Annotated in this window: 15 protein-coding genes; 11 read left to right on the top strand and 4 right to left on the bottom strand. The window is 59.9% G+C overall.

The window, feature by feature from the left end; translation table 11 throughout:
• Positions 1–36: 36 nt before the first annotated feature.
• The gene (locus tag JNN07_02235; GenBank protein MBL9166542.1) at positions 37–1,131 is read right to left on the bottom strand and encodes a Gfo/Idh/MocA family oxidoreductase; all 1,095 of its coding nucleotides are present in this window, start codon (positions 1,129–1,131) and stop codon (positions 37–39) included.
• 178 nt (positions 1,132–1,309) lie between these two features.
• Here JNN07_02235 and rbsK point away from each other — a divergent pair, with 178 nt between their 5' ends.
• Positions 1,310–2,257 carry a ribokinase gene (rbsK, locus tag JNN07_02230; GenBank protein MBL9166541.1) on the top strand — a complete coding sequence of 316 codons (948 nt, stop codon included), beginning with the start codon at positions 1,310–1,312 and terminating at the stop codon, positions 2,255–2,257.
• A 121-nt stretch (positions 2,258–2,378) separates the two neighbouring features.
• Positions 2,379–2,666, top strand: coding sequence for a GYD domain-containing protein (locus tag JNN07_02225; GenBank protein MBL9166540.1), 288 nt, complete (start codon positions 2,379–2,381; stop codon positions 2,664–2,666).
• A 230-nt stretch (positions 2,667–2,896) separates the two neighbouring features.
• Here the strand turns inward: JNN07_02225 and JNN07_02220 are convergent, their stop codons facing one another.
• Positions 2,897–3,109: a hypothetical protein gene (locus tag JNN07_02220; GenBank protein ID MBL9166539.1), complete on the bottom strand. Its 213-nt coding sequence runs from the start codon at positions 3,107–3,109 to the stop codon at positions 2,897–2,899.
• Between the two features lie 150 nt (positions 3,110–3,259).
• Positions 3,260–4,243 (bottom strand): cysteine synthase A, encoded by a 984-nt coding sequence (gene cysK, locus JNN07_02215; GenBank protein MBL9166538.1) that lies wholly within the window; start codon positions 4,241–4,243, stop codon positions 3,260–3,262.
• Positions 4,244–4,774: 531 nt separating this feature from the next.
• Between cysK and JNN07_02210 the strand changes: the two genes are divergently transcribed.
• The 5 genes from JNN07_02210 (at position 4,775) to acnA (ending at position 13,795) form a co-directional block, all read left to right on the top strand.
• On the top strand, positions 4,775–5,812 hold the full coding sequence (locus JNN07_02210; GenBank protein MBL9166537.1) for a threonylcarbamoyl-AMP synthase: 1,038 nt from the start codon (positions 4,775–4,777) through the stop codon (positions 5,810–5,812).
• Positions 5,813–5,852: 40 nt separating this feature from the next.
• On the top strand, positions 5,853–6,434 hold the full coding sequence (locus JNN07_02205; GenBank protein MBL9166536.1) for a sigma-70 family RNA polymerase sigma factor: 582 nt from the start codon (positions 5,853–5,855) through the stop codon (positions 6,432–6,434).
• Entirely contained in the window at positions 6,361–6,753 is a 393-nt protein-coding gene (locus tag JNN07_02200; protein MBL9166535.1) for a hypothetical protein, read from the top strand. The genes JNN07_02205 and JNN07_02200 overlap by 74 nt, the downstream gene beginning before the upstream one ends.
• A gap of 106 nt (positions 6,754–6,859) precedes the next feature.
• Positions 6,860–10,981, top strand: coding sequence for a DUF2723 domain-containing protein (locus JNN07_02195; protein ID MBL9166534.1), 4,122 nt, complete (start codon positions 6,860–6,862; stop codon positions 10,979–10,981).
• Positions 10,982–11,083: 102 nt separating this feature from the next.
• The gene (gene acnA / locus JNN07_02190) at positions 11,084–13,795 is read left to right on the top strand and encodes an aconitate hydratase AcnA (GenBank protein ID MBL9166533.1); all 2,712 of its coding nucleotides are present in this window, start codon (positions 11,084–11,086) and stop codon (positions 13,793–13,795) included.
• Here acnA and JNN07_02185 read toward each other — a convergent pair.
• Complete coding sequence (locus tag JNN07_02185) at positions 13,792–14,775, bottom strand: alpha/beta fold hydrolase (GenBank protein MBL9166532.1); 984 nt, start codon at positions 14,773–14,775, stop codon at positions 13,792–13,794. The two genes, acnA and JNN07_02185, sit on opposite strands and share 4 nt — an antisense overlap.
• 317 nt (positions 14,776–15,092) lie before the next feature.
• On the opposite strand from JNN07_02185, the gene JNN07_02180 reads away from it, so the two are divergent.
• The 4 genes from JNN07_02180 (at position 15,093) to JNN07_02165 (ending at position 21,708) form a co-directional block, all read left to right on the top strand.
• On the top strand, positions 15,093–16,151 hold the full coding sequence (locus tag JNN07_02180) for a TlpA family protein disulfide reductase (GenBank protein ID MBL9166531.1): 1,059 nt from the start codon (positions 15,093–15,095) through the stop codon (positions 16,149–16,151).
• 55 nt (positions 16,152–16,206) lie between these two features.
• Entirely contained in the window at positions 16,207–16,980 is a 774-nt protein-coding gene (locus JNN07_02175) for an NAD(P)-dependent oxidoreductase (protein ID MBL9166530.1), read from the top strand.
• Between the two features lie 636 nt (positions 16,981–17,616).
• The gene (locus JNN07_02170; protein MBL9166529.1) at positions 17,617–19,002 is read left to right on the top strand and encodes a VCBS repeat-containing protein; all 1,386 of its coding nucleotides are present in this window, start codon (positions 17,617–17,619) and stop codon (positions 19,000–19,002) included.
• Between the two features lie 33 nt (positions 19,003–19,035).
• Positions 19,036–21,708 carry a PSD1 domain-containing protein gene (locus tag JNN07_02165; protein MBL9166528.1) on the top strand — a complete coding sequence of 891 codons (2,673 nt, stop codon included), beginning with the start codon at positions 19,036–19,038 and terminating at the stop codon, positions 21,706–21,708.
• Position 21,709: the final 1 nt, after the last annotated feature.

Genomic DNA, 21,709 nt, shown 5'->3' with positions numbered 1-21,709 from the left:
GCCCGCCCAGCCGCTGGCTGGCAAGGGAAAATCAGGTCACCGGCGAACCGACATTCCGCACGCGCGGAGCAAGGTGTCCTGAACATCCAGATCATGTGAATAGGAAAAGTCGTTGGGCTTTTCTCCGCGCAGGATCTTCGCCATGTCGGCGGCATCACCGACGTAGCGGGTGTACTTCGCGAACGTGACTTCCTGCGAACCTTTTCGGTAGGGCCCGCGGGCTTGATCCAGGGAGATGCGGGCGGAAGGATTGTCGAGAGGTTGGATCTGAAAGGTTCCCCGCGTCCCGCAGACGACCAGGTGTCGCCGATCCCACCCCTCAACCTCGATCGCAGAGCATTTCACCGTAGCTGTGGCTCTAGGATACTCAAACACCGCCAGCATGTTGTCCATCAACCCATCCCCTGGATCGGTGCTTCGGCGAGGGAATGGAGCAACTCGTTCTGGTTTTCCCAAAACTCCGACCACCAAGTCGACAATATGGCCTCCGAGTTCGAACAAGATCCCTCCGGAAAACTCGGCGAACTCTCGACGCGCCGCCGGCTCCACCACCTTGCTCATGACCGCGTGAACTTCAAAAACGTCCCCCAACCAGCCGTCCTTGAGAAATTGCCGTAGCAGCACGACGCCGGGATTGTAGCGGTACATGTAGCCCATTTGAACCAGGAGCCTCTGCTCAGCCGCTCGCTTTAACAGCCGAGCATACCGCGGCAGCGAATCACCGGCGGGTTTGTCGAGATGTACGTGCTTTCCTGCTCGCACACAGGCTTCCGCTGCTGGCAGGAGATCCCTAACCCTCGTCTCGACCAGAACGGCCTGGAGTCCCGGCACCGCCAACAGCTCCGCTTCCGTCATCCAGGGAAGGCCACGGAAGGCCGCTTGCGATTCCGCGGCGCGACGAAGCTCGGCATCGGGCTCCACAATCCCGACCACCTCATAGTCTGGCGAAGCGCGGTAAACGCCAAGCTTGGTGGCATGCGCGTGTCCGACGCCGATCTGCCCGATCTTGATCCGCGCAGGCACTCCGGGGGTGGATCCAGCGCCGACCGTGATGCCCGGCAACCCGGAAACCAGTGCACAACCCAGGGCTCCGCCGCCCCATTTCAACCAATCGCGACGATTCGTTTTCATGTGTGGTGAGCCAGCTTTGTCCAACGCCAGGATCAACTCCAGCGTTTTGATGGGGGCTCCTCGCTGCGGGTGTGAATAAAATCATCAAGCCCGTCCCAGCACTGCTGCACCAAACCTGCTTGCCCGACCGCCAGGGCCTCGACTAAGAATGGCGAATGGCAAGTCCCATCGATTGCGCATGAACCGCATCCCCCGCATTTGCGTTGTCGGCAGCGCCATGTTTGATCAGGTGACCAGGACACCCACAATCCCCCGCTTGGGCGAGACATTGCGCGGAAGCTCGTACCATACCGGCTTTGGCGGGAAGGGAGCCAACCAAGCAGTGACCGCTGCACGCCTCGGAGCCGATGTAACCCTCGTGGCCAGGCTGGGCAACGATGCCATCGGCAAGCAGACCGCTAAACACTACGTTGCCGAGGGTATTCGAACCGAGTTTGTGTCCTTCGACGATCGGCTTCCTTCCGGAGTCGCGCCCATCTGGGTGGAAGAATCCAGCGGACAGAACTGTATTCTGGTCGTTCCTGGCGCGAACCAAGCCTTACAGCCGGCCGATGTCCGCCAGGCTGCCGGCGCAATCCGCGCTGCTCAGGTGGTGCTCTGTCAACTCGAGATCCCGTGGAAATGCAGTCTCGAAGCTTTCCGAATAGCCCGCGAGCAAGGAGGAACCATTACCCTGCTTAACCCCGCACCGCCCGAGCAGGTCCCGGCGGAGTTGCTCGCGGTCACGGATTTACTCGCCCCCAACGAGAGCGAAGCGACGGCGCTCACCGGAATCCCCGTCACGAACCTGGAGGAAGCCGAAAGGGCCGCCCGCGCCCTGCAATCGCGCGGCCCGCAAACCGTGGTCATCACCCTCGGAGCACAGGGCGCCCTCGCCCTCACTCCCGGAGGCGAAATCCTACTCAGCTCAGCCCCCGCCGTCCAAGCGGTCGATACCACCGGAGCCGGGGACTGCTTCATTGGCAGCCTCGCGTTCTTCCTCTCGATGGGGCTGGCCCTCGGGCCCGCCCTCCAAAGAGCCTGTCACATCGCAAGCCGCAGTGTACTGACCCAGGGCACTCAAACTTCCTTTCCCAGACGCAGCGAGCTAGACCCCGATCTATTCTCGGACGGGACTTTCGGCTGACCGACGTGCGGGGACAGGTCATTCACGCGCTGTTCGCTTGACTCACTCCAACGCCAAGCAACGCTTCGAATCAGGCAACCTAGGAGGAGCCGCGGAGTCTAGGCTGAGGCATAGTGGCGTCATGCCTCGCTACATCGCTCTTCTCACCTTCACGCCGCAGGGATCCAAGAATGTCAAGAAATCCACCCGCCGCGCCCACCAGTTTGACCGACTTGCCGCCAAGGCTGGGGTTAAAGTCGCAGGTCAGTATTGGACCATGGGGGGATATGACGGCGTCCTCATTCTCGAAGCAAGTTCGGAAACGAAGGTGCTCCATCTGCTCACCGAACTCGCATCGTTCGGCAACGTGCAGACCCAAACCCTCCAGGCCTTTACCGACGCTGAGTTTGATTCGATCGTGAAGTCCTAGCCGCAATCACCCCGACGTGGTGCCGGCGTGGGGAAGCCCGTTTTCCTGGGGCATGATAGGCCCTGACTGGGCGACGGCCCTCTCTGAGCGGAAAAACCAGCGGGCGTGCAGGGAAGCGCGCCGCTACATTCCTGGTGCGCCGTCTGCCGACCGGCCATCCTGAGTTGGGAGGGCCTTCCAACAAAAGGCAAAGGCGCAACTACCGCGGACGTAGAAACCGAGGTCCCGCCTTAGGCGTGCTTCGGAGTCGTCCCTGTGTGGGACGGAGCGGCATGCGCCTTCGCACTGGATTGGCGCGGGGATGCCGAATGCAGTTTCGCGTCCACGTCGAAATTCGGATCATTGGCCGCACCGCCGCTCAAGGAGCGATGGATGATCAAGAGATACAGCACGGGAAGGCTGGCGGCGAAAAGAGAGATGGCGATGACAGTTGGCGTAATCATATCATGGTTCCTAACGCAGGGTGATTCGTGCTGGGATCCACCCTATCCACGGGCAACCCAGCGACCACTGCTGTAGACACGATACGACCCGAGGAATGGCCTGGCTTTCCGCTTTTTGCCAGGCCATCCCCCGTTTTTGTCCTGACGGAATCAGGTTCCCAATTGAGCACGGGCCTCATCCGCCAAGGCGGTGCTGAGGTAGCGCTCACCGGTGGAACAGGCAATCGTGACGATTGTTTTGCCCTTATTCTCAGGCCGTTTGGCGATCTGGATGGCCGCCCAAACGTTCGCTCCTGTTGAAATGCCGACCAGAATCCCTTCCTCTTTTGCTAAGCGTCGGGCCATGGCGAATGCCTCGTCGTTGCTGACTTGCACGCACTCGGAGATCTGTGAGTTTCCTTGACCGTCCTTCAAGTGAAGGTTTTTGGGAACAAAGCCTGCCCCCGTTCCCTGGATCTTGTGCGGGCCGGGCTTGATGGGCTGTCCGGCCAGAGTTTGGGAGATGACAGGCGAATCTTTAGGTTCGACCGCAATGGCCTGGAAACTCGGGCGCTTGGGTTTGATGACCTCACAGCATCCGGTGATGGTTCCACCCGTGCCGACCGCGGCGATCAGAAAATCGACCTTGCCCTCGGTGTCTTCCCAAATCTCCAGAGCGGTCGTGCGCCGATGCACTTCGGGATTGGCGCCATTTTCAAACTGCTGAGGAATCCAGGAGTTGGGTGTTTCTTTGGCCAGAGCTTCGGCACGCGAGATCGCCCCCTTCATCCCTTCGGCTCCCGGGGTGAGCACCAGTTTGGCACCGAGCATGGCCAGCAGCGTTCGTCGCTCTTGGGACATGGTCTCGGGCATGGTCAGAATCAGCTTGTAGCCTTTGGCGGCAGCGACAAAGGCGAGCGCAATGCCGGTGTTGCCGCTGGTGGGCTCGATGATCACCGTGTCCTTCTTGAGGACCCCGCGCCGCTCAGCATCCTCGATCATGCTCATGCCAATCCGGTCCTTCACGCTACCCAGCGGATTAAAGAACTCGCACTTTAAGAGAATGGTGGCGTCCAGGCCAGCGGTTACGCGGTTCAGACGCACCAGCGGCGTCCGACCAACAGTCTCAACGATGTTGTTGTAAATGCGTCCCATAATGATCGGTGTGTGAGTGGTTCAAATGGTCAAAGCAGGGATCATGCAAGGGGCCACGGTGTCGGCCAAGTCATTTTTGAAATAGCCCCCGACTCGACCGGGTGGCTTAAAGTCGGGAAGGTACACTCCTCCCACCTCTACCCCAATCCACGCTGTCCTAAACCAGGTTGACGTTGGGGCCGACTTAGGGCACCTTATGCGCAAGTCAGCCCGCCAGTCCGGTTCCGCTCCGCAAGAAGTGTGCCCGGGTGTCGGAACGATGAATTTTTTCGCCCGTGTGGGCGGGAGTGGCGGGTTTTGGCGATGCAATCTGTGTGTCATCCCAAAACCCGCCAATTTTTTGTCGCTGCCCCGTCGCTCCTCCCTCCCCGCTGGCTCTGAACTCAGAGTGAAACGCGCCGCCACACACCCCCGCTCCCGACAGTCCTTTCACTCGCAATCGTCATCGTCCCATTTCCGGAGCTGGATCCTTAAACCCAGCCCAGGTATATAGAGACGAACGGAGGTGAAGATCACCTCCGTTGCCATCCCGTGAACACCGCAATTGTATTGCCCACACACTCGCCCGCGCTGCTGGCGCAGGCCGTAACATCAGCCGCAGCCGCACTGCGCCAAGGTGAGGTTGTGGCTCTCCCGACGGAAACCGTATACGGCCTGGCGGCCAATGCCCTCGATTCCCACGCCGTCGAGCAGATCTTCCGAATCAAAGGACGCCCGTCGACTAACCCGGTGATTGTTCATATCGCGGACCTCGCCATGATCTCCACCTGCGTGAGGAACTGGCCTCCCATGGCTCAAGCCTTGGCCAATGCTTTCTGGCCAGGCCCCATGACTCTGGTCCTTCATAAGTCGGATGCCATTCCGAATGTGGTTTCGGCCGGAGGCGACACAGTCGGAATCCGTTGGCCCAGTCATCCGGTCATGCAAGCCGTGATCCGGTCGTGCGGTCTGCCGTTGGCGGCGCCCAGTGCCAATCCTTCCAACCAACTCTCCCCAACCAACGCCCAGCACGTGCAACGCCTCCTGGGCAACAAACTCCGCCTGATCGTCGATGGAGGCCAGTCGCAGATCGGGATCGAGTCGACGGTCATCGATGTCACCGGCCCGGAAGCAAGAATCTTGCGTCCGGGGACGATCCACGAGCGGGACATTCGATCGGTGGTCCCGCTGGCTGGCACGGTCACCACCGTGGTCGCCGCCGCAGTCGGCCAAGAGGGCAAGATCGCCCGAAGCCCCGGGCTGTTGCCCAAGCACTACTCACCCCGCGCAACCCTGCGGATCCTAGCGTGGGAATCGGATGCAGAGATCGCCACGCTGCTGCGCCCCGCCCTGCAACAAGGTCAACGCATCCACGTGATAGCGCATCGTCGCATTCCCTTGACTCTCTCGTTGCCGCAATCCCAAATCACCGTTATTCCCGATGATGCTGAGGCTTATGCCCGAGCACTTTATGCCGAGTTACATCGCTGCGACGAGGCGAATGCGGACTTGATTGTCGTCGAGGCGGTTCGGAACACAACAGAGTGGAGAGCAGTGGCCGACCGGCTGCAGCGCGGCTCTGCCGGTTGAAAACTCGACTGTTAGTTCACTTTCCTATACAAAAGATCCCTTGATTGGTGTCGATGTGAGTGAAATGGGTGCTGATGGATCAACGCAGGACGGCTGGTGTGAAACGCTCTACAACGAGCGAGCCGCCGGTCTGTTGTTGTACGGCCGCGCCTTGGGGCTTTCGCATTCAGAGTCTGAGGATGTTCTGCAAGAGACGTTTATCTCGCTTCTCAAGCTCCCCGCCCCGCCCGATGAACCGTTGCACTATTGTCTGAGATCGTTTCGAAACCGCGCGTTGAACTATCACCGCGGGCTTTGGCGCCGTTTGGCTCGAGAGTTTGAGTTTCAGCGGTGGTTCGACCGGGATAGCACGGAGTCGGACCAGGAGCGGGCAGCGATGCGGTGCTTAAAGCGGCTACCGGCGGAACAGTGCGAGGTCATCGTGCTCAAGATTTGGAATCAGCACACCTTTGAGGAAATCGGGAACCTGCTGGGGCTCTCCCCGAACACGGTGGCGGGCCGCTACCGGTATGGGATTCAAAAGTTGAGACAGTGTCTGCGAGGTAACTATGAAGAACGATTTGAAGTCAATCGAAGCGATCTTGGCATCCTGGACGCCGCGTCGGCCGAGCCCGGCTCTTAAAGATCGGATCTTTGGCCCCAAGCCCGAGAAAGATCCCGTTGAGGTCGGTTTTCGAATGACCTGGCTGGCGCCCGCGAGCGTGGCCTTCGTGGCCACCTTCCTGGCGCTGGGACAAACACCCTCTACCCTGACGCTGTCGCCCCGCTTGGCCCAAGCGATCTCCGATCCCGAGCTGGCCAGCTACATGGCAGCCCACAGTCCGCACAACAGCTTCGACAATACCGTTGGGTCCATCGATGTAAGTTTTTCATCGACAACGCCTCCCAGCACACTGTCAACTCACATGTCCCTTTTGGGAACCAATAGCGTAAGGCCTTAACCGAATGAGCCAGAAAAACCCGAAACCTTCCCCTTCCGGGAAGTCTACCGGTCCGTCACGTACGTCGGAACCGACAGCAACCTCTCTTCCGTCCGGAGGAGACCCTGTGCCGCAGGGACCTCTGCCGCCGTTGTTCCGCGGCGTGGACTGGGTTGCGTTTCTCGTCACTGCGGTCATCACCATGATCGGCTACTGGTGGACGCTGGCACCAGACCTAACCCTGGAGGATTCCGGCGAGCTGGCGGTGGCTTCTCAATATGCCGGAGTGCCACATCCGCCGGGCTATCCGGTCTGGACCGTCTATACCTGGCTGTTCACGTTGTTGCCCTTTGGAAACATCGCTTATCGAGTTGGATTGTCCTCGGCCTTTGCCGCCGCGTTGTCCTGCGGGTTCATCGCGATGATGGTCTCTCGCGGCAGCAGCATGCTCCTGGAAGGCATCGCCATGTTCAAGGCATTGGAGCGTAAGCTCGAAGGGTCTTTCTGTATCGTATCAGGCATCGTGGCTGGCTTGCTCATGGGATTCAATGGCTTCATGTGGAGCCAGGCGGTCATCGTTGAGGTCTATACGCTGAGCGTGCTCTCGCTGACCGGGGTGCTGATCTGCTTGATGCGGTGGATCTACACGCCGACGCAGCACCGCTATCTCTATCTGGCCTTCTTTTGGTTCGGGATTTGTTTCAACAACCACCAGTCCCTGCTGGTGACGGCGATGGGACTTGAGGTCGCGGTAATCGCGGCGGCTCCCCGTCTGGGACGCGAGTTCCTATTCTGGAACGTGATTCTTTTTTTCGCCGGCCTGGTGTTGGCTGGAATGGGCTTTATTCCCACACTTAAGGAAAACGACACTGTCATGCTGATCTTCAGCGGACTGGGTGTGCTTTTCACCATCTGCTGGCTGTGGCTGGCCGTCACGACGAAGAAGAACCTGTTGGAACTGGTTCGGGATTTGTGTTTGGTGGCCTGGCTGGGCTGCTTGGGGCTGATTCTCGGCAAGATCACCAACTACCTGGAACTGTTCGAGGGCAACCCTGGCCGCTACCTCCTGGTCTGGATGGCCTTCATCGGTACGTTCAGCTGTTTTTTCATTCTTACCTTCACCCCTCGTTTGCTCAACCTGAAGCCGCTCGGCAATGAATGGTGGCCGACTTTGGCCTCCGGCATCGCCTGGACCCTGGGTGCGGCTTTCTACATCTACATGCCGCTGGCCAGCATGAGTAATCCGCCCTTGAACTGGGGCTACCCGCGAACCGTCACGGGATTCTTTCACGCCTTCACGCGGGGGCAGTATGAGCGCATTCATCCCACCACCGAATCGACCGCGTTCCTCAAGCAAATCGACTACACGCTGATCGACGGAACTCTCACCGAGTTCAACGTGATGTGTTTCGTTTTCGGCCTGATCCTCGGGCTGTGGTGGCTCTCGCGAAGAGACTGGAGCCCGCAGGCCAAGGCGGGGGTCATCGTGGGCTACTGCGCCATCCTCGCCCTTTTCATGGGGCTCATGAGCCCCGATCTGGTTGGCTGGGTGGAGTCGCACCGCCTGAACGCGCTCTGGATCCTCCTGGTCGCGGCGGTCTATTGCGCGCTGGCGCCGCTCTTCACTCTGTTTTTGAATCCGACTTTCCTCTTCTGGAAAGAGATGCAGAAGCGCGAGCGCGCCTGGATCGTGGCCTTGACGGCGATCTACGTCTTCCTGGGACCGTTCCTGATGCTGCTGCTCAACCCGCCCCCCGACCGTCAAGCCCAGGAACTCAACAAGGTATTCTTCACGGCGTCGCAGGTGCTCATCTCGATGGGTATCGGCTATGGGATCACGCTGCTGCTCGCCTTGATGGCCACCGCCTACTCCCAGATCCGCATGCCGATCGTCGCCGGACTCGGGGTGGTGGTCTTCCTGGCCGTGCTGCATTGCAAAGACGCCTTCTTGAACAGCGCCTATGGACTGCACCACTTCACGGCCATCTACGCGTTGGTCATCGCCGCCGCGGGGCTGATCCTGATGATTGTGAACCTGCAAGCCGCCCCGCTCAAACCGTTCTTGGCGCTGCTGCTGCTAGCCCCGGGTTATTCGGTGCTGTCGCACTGGGAGAACAATGAACAGCGCGGCCATCTGTTTGGCTATTGGTTCGGCCACGACATGTTCACGCCCCCGATGAAGGGCAAGGATGGCAAGCCCATCTACCCCGAAATGGACAAGCACACGGTGCTGTTTGGCGGAACGGATCCCGGGCGGTTCAACCCGACCTACATGATCTTCTGCGAGAGTTTTCTGGATCCAAAATTCAAGCCCAACGATCCGAACTTTGACCGACGGGATGTGTACCTGATCACTCAAAACGCGTTGGCAGACGGCACCTATCTGCAATATATCCGGGCTCACTACAACCGCGTCACCCAACCGGATCCCCCCTTCTTTTCGGAGCTACTTCGAGGTCCGCGCGAACTCGCGGAAAACACCCAAACCAACTGGCTGGCACGACTGGCATTGCCAGTGGACCGGTTCTTCCTAGACCTGGGCGACTCCATCGAAAAAGAGCGCCGCGTGGGAAGTTCGTATTTCCAACCGGACCATTTCACCAATGCGACCGCGTTCGCGAGCAAGCTGAAGGCCGGAGCCGATCCGGTATCGCAGCATGTCTACGGGGCGCTTTCAGCCGACACTCGCGCCGCGATCGGCTCTGATGCGAACTCCAGCTCCGCACGCAAGCTGCTCGCGGCCGACCTCAATAAACTACTCGAGGCCGGGCCGCTTTTCGACGCGTCGCGCTTCGCTGGCGTAAACCTCTCCCAGCATGTGAAGTGGTTCGTGGAGGAGAATCCCCAGAGCCACACGCGCATCCGGCTCAACCGGCTCCTGCTGGAGGAGGCCTATCCCCAGGAAATCACGAAGAGCCCGGGAGGGGTTTATCCCGATCGCGAGATCAAGACCCCATCCAACGACGATTCTCAGCGCTGCTTCAACGAATACATCACCGACGCCAACCGACGCCTGGAACACGACACCCGCAACCCGGGGGCCCCCCGTCAGATCAAGGTCGGCGAGGATGTGAAAGTGATCGGCGGACGAGTTCAGGTCTCAGGACAAGTGGCCGTCATGGCCATCAACGGTCTACTCACAAAGGTGATCTTCGATGCGAATCCGAACCATGAATTCTACGTTGAGGAAAGCTTTCCTCTCGATTGGATGTATCCTCACCTGACTCCCTTTGGCATCATCATGAAGATCAATCGGAACCCCGTTCCGGAGATCACGCAGGAAATTGTCGATAAGGACCACGAGTTCTGGAGCGAATACTCCGAAAGGCTGATCGGCAAGTGGATCACCTACGACACCACCATCTCGAACATCTGCGCCTTCGCGGAGCGGGTCTATCTGAAGCGTGACTTCCAAGGGTTCACGGGGGATCGGGCCTTCGTTCGCGACAGCGATGCCCAAAAAGCCTTCTCGAAACTGCGGAGCAGCATCGGCGGGCTCTATGCCTGGCGGCTCCAAAACTCGCGCAGCGCGGCGGAGCAGCAACGTGTGCTCAAGGAGGCCGAGTTTGCCTTCAAGCAATCCTTCGCTTACTGCCCATACAGCCCTGAGGCCGTTTTTCGATACATCAACATTCTGGTTTCCATGAACCGTTTTGATGACGCCCTCCTCCTCTCGAAGACTTCGCTCAAGTTCGATCCGGCCAACGGGCAACTGCGGGGACTCATCGATGAGTTGGAGCGCATTCGCGGTTCGAACTTTGCTCCTCCCACGCCGGCAGCGGCCCTGCCCCAAGTGCAGAAACTCCAGGAGACCATTCAGCAAGTCATGGCCCTGATGCAGGCCCAGCAGACCAACCAGGCATTAACCTTGGTGGACGGCCTCATGAACAGCAGCGCGTCCGATGTCAGCGCCATGCTCTTTGCCGCCCAGATGTACAACCAGAGCTTTCAGTATTCGAAGGCTGAAACCGCATTGTCCCGCTATGCGAAGCTCTCCGGAGAGAACCCTGAAGCCTGGTTTGATTTGGCCGGGATGCAGGCTATTCTGAGTAAATCCAACGAAGCGATGGCCTCCCTTAAATCCGCGCTTACATTCGACGCGCAGCGCAAAGCCAAGGCGGCGCCCGGGAGTACACCTTCGCCGCATGACCTCGTCCAACTGGCGAAAACCGACCCCAGGTTTGCGGGAATCCGCACTTTCCCTCAGTTCAACGCCCTGATCGAAAGCCTGAACGCCAAACAGCCGTAGCCGCGTTCTTTCGTTCCCCTGAGTGGCCTGTGGCTTGACACCGCTCGGCTCTCACCTCATTTTCACCTTTTGCCGCAAAGAACCTTCGGCATGAGACTGAGTATGAGCGCATCGCACCAATTGTTTCAAACACTGCAGACCTTCGATCTCGGAAACGGGAAGACCGGCCAATACTATTCGTTGCCGGCCCTGGAAAAAGCCGGTGTCGGCGCCATTTCCAAGCTGCCGGTTTCGATCCGGATCGTGCTGGAGTCCGTGCTGCGTAATTGCGACGGCAAGAAAGTGCTGGAACAAAATGTGCGCGAATTGGCGCAATGGCAGCCGAAGGCCGAGCGCACTGCTGAAATCCCTTTCGTCGTCGCGCGCATCGTGCTCCAGGATTTCACCGGAGTCCCGCTGCTGGTGGATCTCGCGGCCATGCGGTCAGCCGTCGCCCGCATGGGCAAAAACCCGAAGATCATCGAGCCGCTGGTCCCTGTGGACCTGGTCGTAGACCACTCGGTGCAGGTGGACTTCGCTGGCAGCGCGGACGCGATGAAGAAAAATCTCGAGCTCGAGTTTTCTCGCAATCGGGAGCGCTACCAGTTTCTGAAATGGGGCATGCAGGCTTTTGACACTTTCAAAGTCGTCCCGCCCGGCATCGGCATCGTCCACCAAGTCAACCTGGAATATCTCGCCAAAGGTGTTCTGAACCAGGGCGGAGTGTACTATCCGGATACGCTGGTCGGAACGGACTCTCACACCACGATGATCAACGGCATCGGGATTGTCGGCTGGGGTGTCGGCGGCATCGAGGCCGAGGCAGGAATGCTCGGACAGCCCGTCTACTTCCTGACCCCTGATGTGGTCGGTGTTCATTTGACTGGCAGCTTGAGCGAGGGAGTTACCGCCACCGATCTGGCACTGACCCTCACGCAGATGCTGCGGAAAGCCAAAGTCGTGGGCAAGTTTGTCGAGTTCTACGGTCCAGGCGCCGCCGCCCTGCCATTGGTGGATCGCGCCACCATCGCGAACATGGCCCCCGAGTACGGGGCGACCATGGGCTTCTTCCCCATCGACGCGGAATCGGTCAACTACCTGCGCGCCACCGGGCGAAGCGAGGAGCAATGCGCGATCTACGAGCGCTATTACCGCGCTCAGGGATTGTGGGGCATTCCGCAGAAGGGACAGATCCAGTACTCCCAGGACTTGGAGCTCGACCTCTCCACCGTCGTTCCTAGTGTGGCCGGACCGAAACGCCCGCAAGACCGCATCGAGTTGCCCAAGCTGAAAAACGAATTTGTCACCTCGTTCTCCAAGCCGGTGGCCGAAAGCGGGTTTGGCAAGAAGGCCGAAGACTTTGCTTCAGTCCGCGCCGAGGTCTCCCTGGAAGCGGGCACCAAAGCCTCGCTGGGTCATGGATCGGTGCTCATCGCCGCGATCACCAGCTGCACGAACACCTCCAACCCGAGCGTCATGCTCGCTGCCGGTTTGCTGGCCAAGAAGGCGGTGGAACGAGGCCTCACGGTGAACCCCGCGGTGAAAGCCTCGCTCGCCCCGGGATCTCGCGTGGTGAGCGACTATTTGGACAAGACCGGGCTTCAGCCTTATCTGGATCAACTCGGATTCAATCTGGTCGGGTATGGCTGCACCACTTGCATCGGAAACTCCGGTCCGCTCGCCCCGGCGATCGAGGATGCCGTGGTGAAAAACGACCTCGTGGCTGCCTCGGTTCTCTCGGGCAACCGAAACTTTGAAGCCCGCGTCCACCAGAACATCAAGGCGAACTTCCTCATGTCGCCGCCGCTCGTGGTGGCCTTCGCACTCGCCGGGCGAGTCAACATCGACCTCTCCACCGAGCCGCTCGGGGTGGACAAGCAAGGGAAGCCGGTGCTGCTCAAGGAGATTTGGCCCACGTTGAAGGAAGTGCGTGATCAGATGCTGTCCGCCCTGAAGCCCGAGATCTTCCAGAAGCTGTACACGGACTTCGCCGGACAGAATCCCAAGTGGAACGAGATCCCGTCCTCTGTGGGCAACGTTTACGAATGGGACCGGCAGAGCACTTACATCCAGGAACCGCCTTTCTTCACCGGATTCTCGATGCAGCCGGGATCCATCGCCGAGATCAAGGACGCCCGCGCGCTGGGGATCTTCGGCGACTCGGTGACAACCGATCACATCTCCCCGGCCGGAGCGATCAAGAAGTCCTCGCCGGCCGGCACGTACCTGCTCGCGAACCAGGTTCAGTTTGCCGACTTCAATAGCTACGGGTCGCGCCGTGGCAACGACCGCATCATGACGCGCGGCACGTTCGCGAATGTCCGCATCAAGAATCTCATGCTGGGCGGAGAGGAAGGGGGCAACACACTCCTTCAGCCAACAGGTGAGAAGTTGTCCATCTATGATGCCGCCATGAAGTATGCGGAAGCCAAGACGCCGCTGGTCATCGTCGCTGGCCAGGAATACGGCACCGGCAGCTCACGCGATTGGGCCGCCAAAGGGACCAACCTGCTGGGAGTCAAAGCAGTCGTCGCCCAAAGCTTCGAACGAATCCATCGCTCGAACCTGGTCGGCATGGGCGTTCTCCCCCTGCAGTTCAAAGAGGGGACAACCGCTCAGACCCTCAAGCTGGACGGCACCGAGAGCTACGATGTGGTGGGGCTGAATGCCAGCCTGAAACCACAACAGGATCTCACGCTCCGCATCACGCGCAAAGATGGTTCGGTCGAGAATGTCATCGTGCGCTGCCGGATCGATACGCCCATCGAGATTGATTACTACCAGCATGGCGGGATCCTCCTGTACGTCCTGCGGCAGCTGGCTGCAAAAGCCTAACCGGGCTGAGCAGTCGCGCCCAGAAACTCGAGGGCACGGCGTTCACTGTAGTATTCGTCCGGCAGCAACCCGCTGCCGACAAATCCAACGTGCCCGCCGCGAGACGGGGTTTCCAAGTGAAGCCAGTGGTGGCTTCGCGCCAGCTCGACAGGAAAGCACTCATCCGCCAGAAATGGGTCATCCAGCGCATTGAGCAGGAGTGAGCGGCAGCGAATGGCAGGCATCAGAAACCGCGAACTGGATTTGGCCCAGTAGTCCTCCGCATCCGCGAATCCGTGAATGGGGGCGGTGTAGCGGTCATCAAAGTCCTTGAAGGTCCTCAGCTCCGAGTAGCCGGTGTCATCGAGCTGCTTAGGAAAACGAGCCTGCTTAGCTTTGAGCTTCAGGTGGAGGTCCGAGATAAACCTCGCCATATAGGGACGCTGAGCAGCCCCCGACATCGCTCGGGCAGAGGCTTTCAAATCGCAAGGAACCGAGATCGCCACGGCCCCGACCAGCCAGGATGGCACCAACTCCCCCAACTCCCCGACATACTTGAGGGTCACATTTCCACCAAGGCTAAAGCCCACCAATCCCACGCCGGCGTAAGTTCCCGGCCCTGAGACATGCTGGACCACCAAGCCCAGGTCGTCGGACACCCCGCTATGATAGAATCGGAGCAACCGATTGGGTTCGCCGCTGCAGCCTCGAAAATTCATGGCCACCGCATCCCAGCCCCGTCGATTAAACGCCCGCACCATTCCCCGGACATAGCCGCCCTGAGAGGAGCCCTCGAGCCCGTGCGCCACCACCACCAGCCGTGCGCCCCCCACCCGCGCCCAATCCAAGTCGATGAAATCGCCATCCGGCAACTCGAGCCGCTCCCGCTGGTAGGTCACGTCAGAAATCCGCCTGCGCATCGCAGGGTAAACCGTATGGGCATGACCGTTGCGCAACAACCAAGGAGGCTCGTAACTGGATTCGATCAACGGCACCGGCATGTGCTATCGGGTGCCAAGCCCCCCGTCAACCGTGCTCGGCAGGACAAGGTAGGGAGAGACTCTGTTCGAGCCCATTCCTGCCCCATGCTCAGGAGACCCAAGGGGGCAACCCCGCGAGGGCCGGTGAGCGATCGTCTCCACTTCGGCTCTCCGGGACGCAGCCCCTGCCCCGTTCGCTACCCTAGGGCCGATCGCGGCTCGAGTGGAATCTCGCCCTACCGCCGTGACGATTCCCTTTCAAGTCGCACCCGATCTCCCTATCTCCCTCCCAACCAAGGCTTGCTTCCGGTCCCATTTCCGGCTAACCAAGGACTCGTATGAAATTAAAATGGACGGTTTTCGCACTCATGCTCTCACTCCTTACGGCGCCGTCCATAGCGTTCGCCGCGGAGGCTGACGACAAGGCTAAGGCCAAGGCAACCAGCGACCAGGACCCCGAGGAAATATTGTCCGGTATCGAACGGGACTTCTTCCGCGAGCGCGATCCGGTCAAGCAGGCGAAGGTGTTGGCCGCAGCCAAAAAGGATTTCCTCGAGAAGTTCCCCAAAGATCCGCTGCGCTGGAAGCTTCGGCTGCTCGACGCCGTGGCTGCCGCCCGGTCCGAAGCCGAGGATAGCGAGAAGCAGGCCAAGACCATTCTCACGGAAGTAGTCGAGGCCAGCGATGCCTCCGAAGAGGTTCGTGCGCGCGCTAACGGGTTCTTGCTCAGCTTTATTTATAGCAAGCTCCAAGAGAAAAAGGCGACGCTCGATGAATTCAAGGACAGCCTGATGGCCCACCTCAAGAAGTTCCCTAAGTTTGAGGAGAACTCCTTCTTCACCCGATGGTACATCGAGGCCATTGTCGCTTTGGATGAAGCAGGCGCGCAGAAGAAAATCGAGGCTTTGACCAAGAGCGAGTATCCAGCCCTGGCCGAGGTGGCCGAGCAACAACTCGAAAAGGTGAAAACAATGTCCGAGCTGAAGACCAAGCCGCTCGACATCAAGTTTACCTCCGTCGATGGAAAAGAGATCGACCTCAGCAAGATGCGCGGGAAGGTGGTGCTCATCGATTTTTGGGCTACCTGGTGTGGTCCGTGCATGGTGGAGCTTCCGAACGTGGTGGCCGCCTACAAGAAACTAAATTCCAAGGGATTTGAGATCATCGGATTGTCGTTCGATCAGGACAAGGAGAAGCTTCTGTCCGTCACCAAAGCGAAGGAGATGACCTGGCCGCAGTACTTCGACGGAAAAGGCTGGCAGAACAAGTTCGGCCAGCGCTTTGGCATCGATTCCATTCCCACCATGTGGCTGGTCGACAAAAAGGGAATGTTGGTGAGCATGGAAGCGCGAGAGGGCCTGGAGGAAAGGGTCGAGAAGTTGCTCAAGCAGGAATAACTCGGGTCCGCCCGCAACTGTTCTTCCGGACGCACGATCGTCCCCGCTTCTCGCTATGAGCAAAGCCGACACCGATCTGGTGCTAATCACCGGTTCCTCAGGCCGACTGGGAACTGCGGCAGCGCAGGCATTGATGGCCGCCGGACACTTGGTGCGGGGATTCGATCTCCGTCCCGGGTTGCCGCTGAGCCATTTCATCCAGGGCAATTTGTCCCAGCCCGAGCTCCTCCAAGAGGCGGTTCAGGGGGTCAGCACGCTGATTCATCTCGCCGCCACCCCCGATGATGTCGAGGGGCCGGAAGGATTCCTGGGAGATCTGGTACCCAACAACATCATTGGCCTCTACCACGTGCTTGAGGCGGCCCGCACGAGCGGCGTGCGTCGCGTGATCCTGGCCAGTTCGGGACAGGTCAACTGGAGGCAGCAATACCACGGGGCCCTGCCCATCACAACCCAGGATCCGGTCACCCCGCGACATTGGTATGCGGCGACCAAGATGTTCATGGAATCAGCCGGGTTCAGCTACGCTCAGAACTGCGGAGCAACGGTCATCGCAATTCGCCTGGGATGGTGCCCGCGACGCGGCCAAGCCGATGATTTCCTACGCAACGAGACCGCCCAGGATCTCTATTTCAGCCCGGGCGATGCCGGGAGGTTTTTTCAACGCACCGTGGAGGCGGATGTGCCGCAGGGCTTCCATCTACTTTACGCGACCAGCCGCCCCATCCGACGTCCCATCTTCGACATCCTTCCAGCCCAGGCACTGCTGGGCTGGAAGCCAATGGACCAATGGCCAACCGGGGCTGAGGACGCCCCGGGCGTGAGTTAGAGTGGGGCGAGCAAGATCGGCGGATCCCGACTCCGTCGGGAGGAACAAAAGCGGCAGAGGGCTCTCCGCTTTACCTCCAAGAATTGGGACTAAGCAGGGTGTAGGGGATCCTCACTTCTTCGAATGAGTTCCGGGGGGCCGAAACCGAGAACCCGCAGGGTTCAAAAAGATTAGCCGGGGCGTGGAGCGCAGCGACACCCCCGGTCTGTCGGCCCCCTATTCAACAGCACCCTGAAAGGCGTGCCACCCGTCGGCGAACGGTCTGACGAACGGATTAGGTTCCTTGAGTCGGGTGACGCACTCTCAGGAGGCGGTGGCATCGCTGCGCGATGCTCCCTACTTTTAACAGTTCCGGGGGTGCGAGCACCCCCGGCTAAATCTCTTTGAACCCTGCGGGTTCGGAGTCCCGCCAACGAAGTGAGAAACGTCGGCGCTGCCCAGCTTGTCTAGTCCTGATTCTTGGAGGTAATGCGGAGGGGCCTCTGCCGCTGTAGCGGACCCGACGGAGTCGAGAAACCGGGTTGGTTCAGATCCGCCCTCACCCACGTTTTATCACACCCCCCCTGTCCCCCCCCGACGACAACACCCTCAGACAACAGCGTTGACGGATGTCCCCTGCCCTGCGAGAAACAGGACATGACACCCGCCCTGATCTTCAAGTCCGCCCTAGGCTTGACACTGCTGGCTCTCTCAGCGTCCGGAGCCGCGACACCCACGTTGCATCTCTTCAACAAGCTGCAGTTGGATCACTACTATTGGAGCGAAGGGGCGACCTTCGGGGATCTGAATCGCGATGGCAAGTTGGATGCGATTTCCGGGCCGTATTGGTGGGAGGGGCCTCAGTTTATTCAACGACACGAGTTCTATCCGGCCAAGGCGACCTTCAACCTCAAACGCCCGAACGGCACCATCGAACGGGTGCCCGGTTTCGAAGGCGCCCTCGGAAAAAAGAACTCCTATTCACAAGACAACTTCTTCTCCTTCGTCCATGACTTCAATGCCGACGGCTGGAACGATGTGCTGACCTATGGTCTTCCAGGAACGCCCGCCTATCTCTATCTGAATCCTCAGGGCGCCGAACGCCATTGGATTCGCCATGCGGTGTTTGATGCCGTCGATAATGAATCTCCCACGTTCGCCGACCTGACTGGGGACGGAAAACCAGAGATCCTGTGCAACTCCAAGGGAACCTTTGGCTACGCGTCTCCCGACTGGAACAACAGCACCGCCAAATGGCCGTTCGTCTCGGTGTCAGGAAAAGGGCCGTGGGGTAATTTCAACCATGGCTTGGGGATCGGGGACGTCAATGGGGACGGCCGATTGGATATTCTGGAACGCGGCGGCTGGTGGGAGCAGCCCGCCGGCGGGTCCGCCTCCACCCTTTGGCCGCGTCACGAGGTCGCCTTCAGTCCGGGGGGTGGAGCTCAGATGTTTGCCTACGATGTCAATGGGGATGGCCGGAACGACGTGATCACGAGCATCGCCGCGCATGGCTACGGCCTGGGATGGTACGAGCAACTGGCCGAGAAGGATGCCAGCGGTGGGCCTCAGTTTAAGGCCCACGTGTTCATGAACAAGGAGCTCACGGAAAACCGCTACGGCATTGCTTTCTCGCAGCTTCACGCCGTGGAGTTGGTCGACATCGATGGCGATGGCCTCAAGGATATCGTCACCGGGAAGTGCTTCTGGGCGCACGGACCGACCGGGGATCCCGACCCAGGAGCGCCCGCGGTGCTCTACTGGTTCCGGCTGGTGCGCGGTCCGCAAGGAGAAATCGATTGGGTGCCACATTTGATTGACGGGGACGCGGGGGTCGGACGTCAAATCGGGGTGGCTGACGTGAATGGCGATAGTTTACCCGACCTGATCATTGGGAATAAGAAGGGAACCTGTGTGTTCATGCATGACGCCCGCAGCGTTACTGCCGAGGAATACGCCCAGGCTCAACCATCCGTGAAGCATCCCCTCGCCGGCGACAAACAGCTTAAACCAGAGGAAGTGATCCAGCGCACGGGCAAGTAATCCCCCCTGCGAAGCACCCACCGATCCACCGCCATGCCCACTCCCCCGGATGACATCGCTGGCCGCCTTGGTCCGATTCCGACGGCTCTAGGGAGTGCGGTGGCCCTGATCTGGCTGAGCTGCGGACTGCACGGATCGGCCGTCACTTCGTCGGCCGATTTGAGCTTTGAACGGGACGTCAGGCCGATTCTCAAATCTCACTGCTTCCATTGCCATGGTGAGGGGGAAACGCTCAAAGGAGGGGTAGATCTGCGGCTGCGACGACTGATGCTGACCGAGAGCGATTCAGGGACCGTGCTGACGCCCGGGAAACCCGACGAGAGTGTGCTTCTCAAGATGGTCACCGCGGGAACCATGCCCAAAGGAGAAAAGAAGCTCTCTCCGGCCGAGGTCGAGACGCTGAGACGCTGGATCGCCTCCGGAGCGCCGACCTTGCGGGCGGAGCCAGAGCAGGTTCCGAAGTATTACATTACCGAGGAGGAGCGGGGTTTTTGGTCCTTTCAGCCCGTCAAGCGGGTCGATCCGCCGGCTGTTTCCCGGCCGGGGGAACCGCTGGAGGCCATCGACTCCTTCCTGCTGCAAAAGCTGAAGCTGCGGGGCTTGGGCTTCGCGCCGGAGGCGAGCCGTTCGAGCCTGATCCGCAGAGTGACCTTCGACCTCACCGGTCTGCCGCCCACGCCAGAGGAGGTCGACGCCTTCCTGGCTGACTCTTCGCCGGTCGCGTACGACCGACTGATCGAGCGGCTTTTGGCATCGCCCCGCTACGGGGAAGCCTGGGCACGACACTGGCTGGATGTGGCCGGGTATGCCGACTCCAACGGAGGAGCCGAGGCCGACTCTGAGCGTCCCTGGGCCTGGCGGTATCGCGACTACGTCATCCGCAGCCTAAACACTGACAAACCCTGGAATCGGTTTATCACCGAACAACTGGCGGGCGACGAACTCATCCAGGGGCCTTACGGCGAACTGAAGGGGGAGGCTCTGGACTGCTTAATCGCCACCGGATTTCTACGGCTGGCGCCCGACCCCACGGGAGATGGTCCGCCCGATGCGGATCTGGCGAAGAACCAGGTCATCGCTGACACCCTGCAGATCGTGTCGACCTCGCTCCTGGGCTTGACGGTGCACTGTGCCCAGTGTCACGACCATCGCTACGATCCCATCCCTCAGTCCGATTACTATCGCTTGCGGGCCATCCTCGAGCCCGCCTTCGATTGGAAGCACTGGAAGAACCCGAACGATCGCTTGGTGTCCTTGATGGCGGCGGAGGATCGTCACCAAGCTGCCTGCATCGAACGAGCCGCGCAGGTGATCGACACCGAAGCAAACCGAGTGCACGACGACCTGATCGAGGAGTTCGTCCAAAAGCAGTTGGAATTGGTTCCGGCAGAACTGAAGGAAGCGGTGATCGGCGCTCGCCGGACCCCAGCCGACAAGCGAAGCGACGAGCACCGGCGTCTACTCCGGGAGTTTCCCACCTTTCAGGATCATATTATTCTGGGGGAAGTTAACGCGGCTGGTGCCAAACGTGTGGAGGAGATTCGCAAACGCGCAACGGAACTGCGCGCCTTAAAACCCGAAGACCCTCGTGTTCATTGCCTGATCGAGGAGCCCAAATCCACCCCCACCACTTTCCTGTTTCATCGGGGCGATCACCAACAGCCTCGCGAGCCAATTGAACCGGGTGGACTGACCGTTCTGCAAAGGGCCTCCACGGAGATGGACCACCGAGACACCAACACCGTACGGAAAACGACGGGGCGTCGGCTCCGCTTCGCCCGGGAATTGACCGACGGATCGAATCCCCTGGTCGCCAGGGTTCTCGTGAACCGGGTCTGGCATCACTACTTTGGCGCGGGTATTGTTGGCACTCTGGCCGATTTCGGGAGTTTAGGCGAACGTCCCTCCCATCCCGAGCTGCTCGATTGGCTGGCCTCCGAGTTGATCAACCATGGCTGGAGCCTCAAGCAGCTGCATCGAACCATTCTGAGGAGTGCTGCCTATCGTCAAGCATCGATCCACCCGGCAGCGCAGGCAGCCGATCCCGACAATCGTCTGATCGGGCGTCAGCGGCTGCGACGACTTCCGTCGGAAAGTCTTCGCGATGCGCTACTCTTCGTCAGCGGACGCATGAATACGAATTTGTATGGCGCGCCGACCCCGGTGACCGTCAGTCCCCAAGGGCAGTTTGTAGTCGCCGCCCCGCCCAAGGAACCGGGGTCCGAAGGGACGGCGGCCGGCAGCCCGGAGTTCCGTCGCAGCATTTACATCCAAGTACGCCGCAGCATGCCGGTGGGAGTTATGGAGACCTTCGACACCGCCGCCTTATCCCCTAATTGCGAGGTACGCGCCGTCTCTACCATCCCTGCTCAATCATTGATGTTTCTAAACGATCGGTTCGTGCTGGATAGATCCCTGGACCTGGCTGAGCGGACGCGTCGTGAGTTGCCGGGCGATATGCGGCAGCAGGTGGAGCTGCTCTGGCGACGCCTGTTCGCTCAGGCACCCAGCTCGTCAGAAGTTCAGAAAGCGCTGGTCTATCTGGCGGAGCAAACCGAGATTCTCCGAGCGCAAGCGCTCGCCCGCTTCTCAACCAAAGCCGACTCCAAAACCGTCAGCTCAGGAGGTGAAGATCCCTCACTCGCGGCGTTCGCCAGCCTGTGCCAAGCCTTGGCTGGCTCGAACCGTTTTCTGTATTTGGACTAAT

It is taken from the genome of Verrucomicrobiales bacterium (genome assembly GCA_016793885.1).
Taxonomy (GTDB): Bacteria; Verrucomicrobiota; Verrucomicrobiia; order Limisphaerales; family UBA11320; genus UBA11320.
The sequence above is the reverse complement of the archived record's forward strand: the minus strand, read 5'-3'. Positions and strand labels throughout refer to the sequence as shown.

Excerpts from the sequence above, each read along its gene's own strand:
- JNN07_02170 (MBL9166529.1), top strand. The coding sequence starts at position 17,617 with ATGACACCCGCCCTGATCTTCAAGTCCGCCCTAGGCTTGACACTGCTG.
- JNN07_02175 (MBL9166530.1), top strand. The coding sequence starts at position 16,207 with ATGAGCAAAGCCGACACCGATCTGGTGCTAATCACCGGTTCCTCAGGC.
- JNN07_02185 (MBL9166532.1), bottom strand. The coding sequence starts at position 14,775 with ATGCCGGTGCCGTTGATCGAATCCAGTTACGAGCCTCCTTGGTTGTTG.
- JNN07_02220 (MBL9166539.1), bottom strand. The coding sequence starts at position 3,109 with ATGATTACGCCAACTGTCATCGCCATCTCTCTTTTCGCCGCCAGCCTT.
- cysK (MBL9166538.1), bottom strand. The coding sequence starts at position 4,243 with ATGGGACGCATTTACAACAACATCGTTGAGACTGTTGGTCGGACGCCG.
- rbsK (MBL9166541.1), top strand. The coding sequence starts at position 1,310 with ATGAACCGCATCCCCCGCATTTGCGTTGTCGGCAGCGCCATGTTTGAT.
- acnA (MBL9166533.1), top strand. The coding sequence starts at position 11,084 with ATGAGCGCATCGCACCAATTGTTTCAAACACTGCAGACCTTCGATCTC.
- JNN07_02200 (MBL9166535.1), top strand. The coding sequence starts at position 6,361 with ATGAAGAACGATTTGAAGTCAATCGAAGCGATCTTGGCATCCTGGACG.
- JNN07_02165 (MBL9166528.1), top strand. The coding sequence starts at position 19,036 with ATGCCCACTCCCCCGGATGACATCGCTGGCCGCCTTGGTCCGATTCCG.
- JNN07_02180 (MBL9166531.1), top strand. The coding sequence starts at position 15,093 with ATGAAATTAAAATGGACGGTTTTCGCACTCATGCTCTCACTCCTTACG.
- JNN07_02225 (MBL9166540.1), top strand. The coding sequence starts at position 2,379 with ATGCCTCGCTACATCGCTCTTCTCACCTTCACGCCGCAGGGATCCAAG.
- JNN07_02235 (MBL9166542.1), bottom strand. The coding sequence starts at position 1,131 with ATGAAAACGAATCGTCGCGATTGGTTGAAATGGGGCGGCGGAGCCCTG.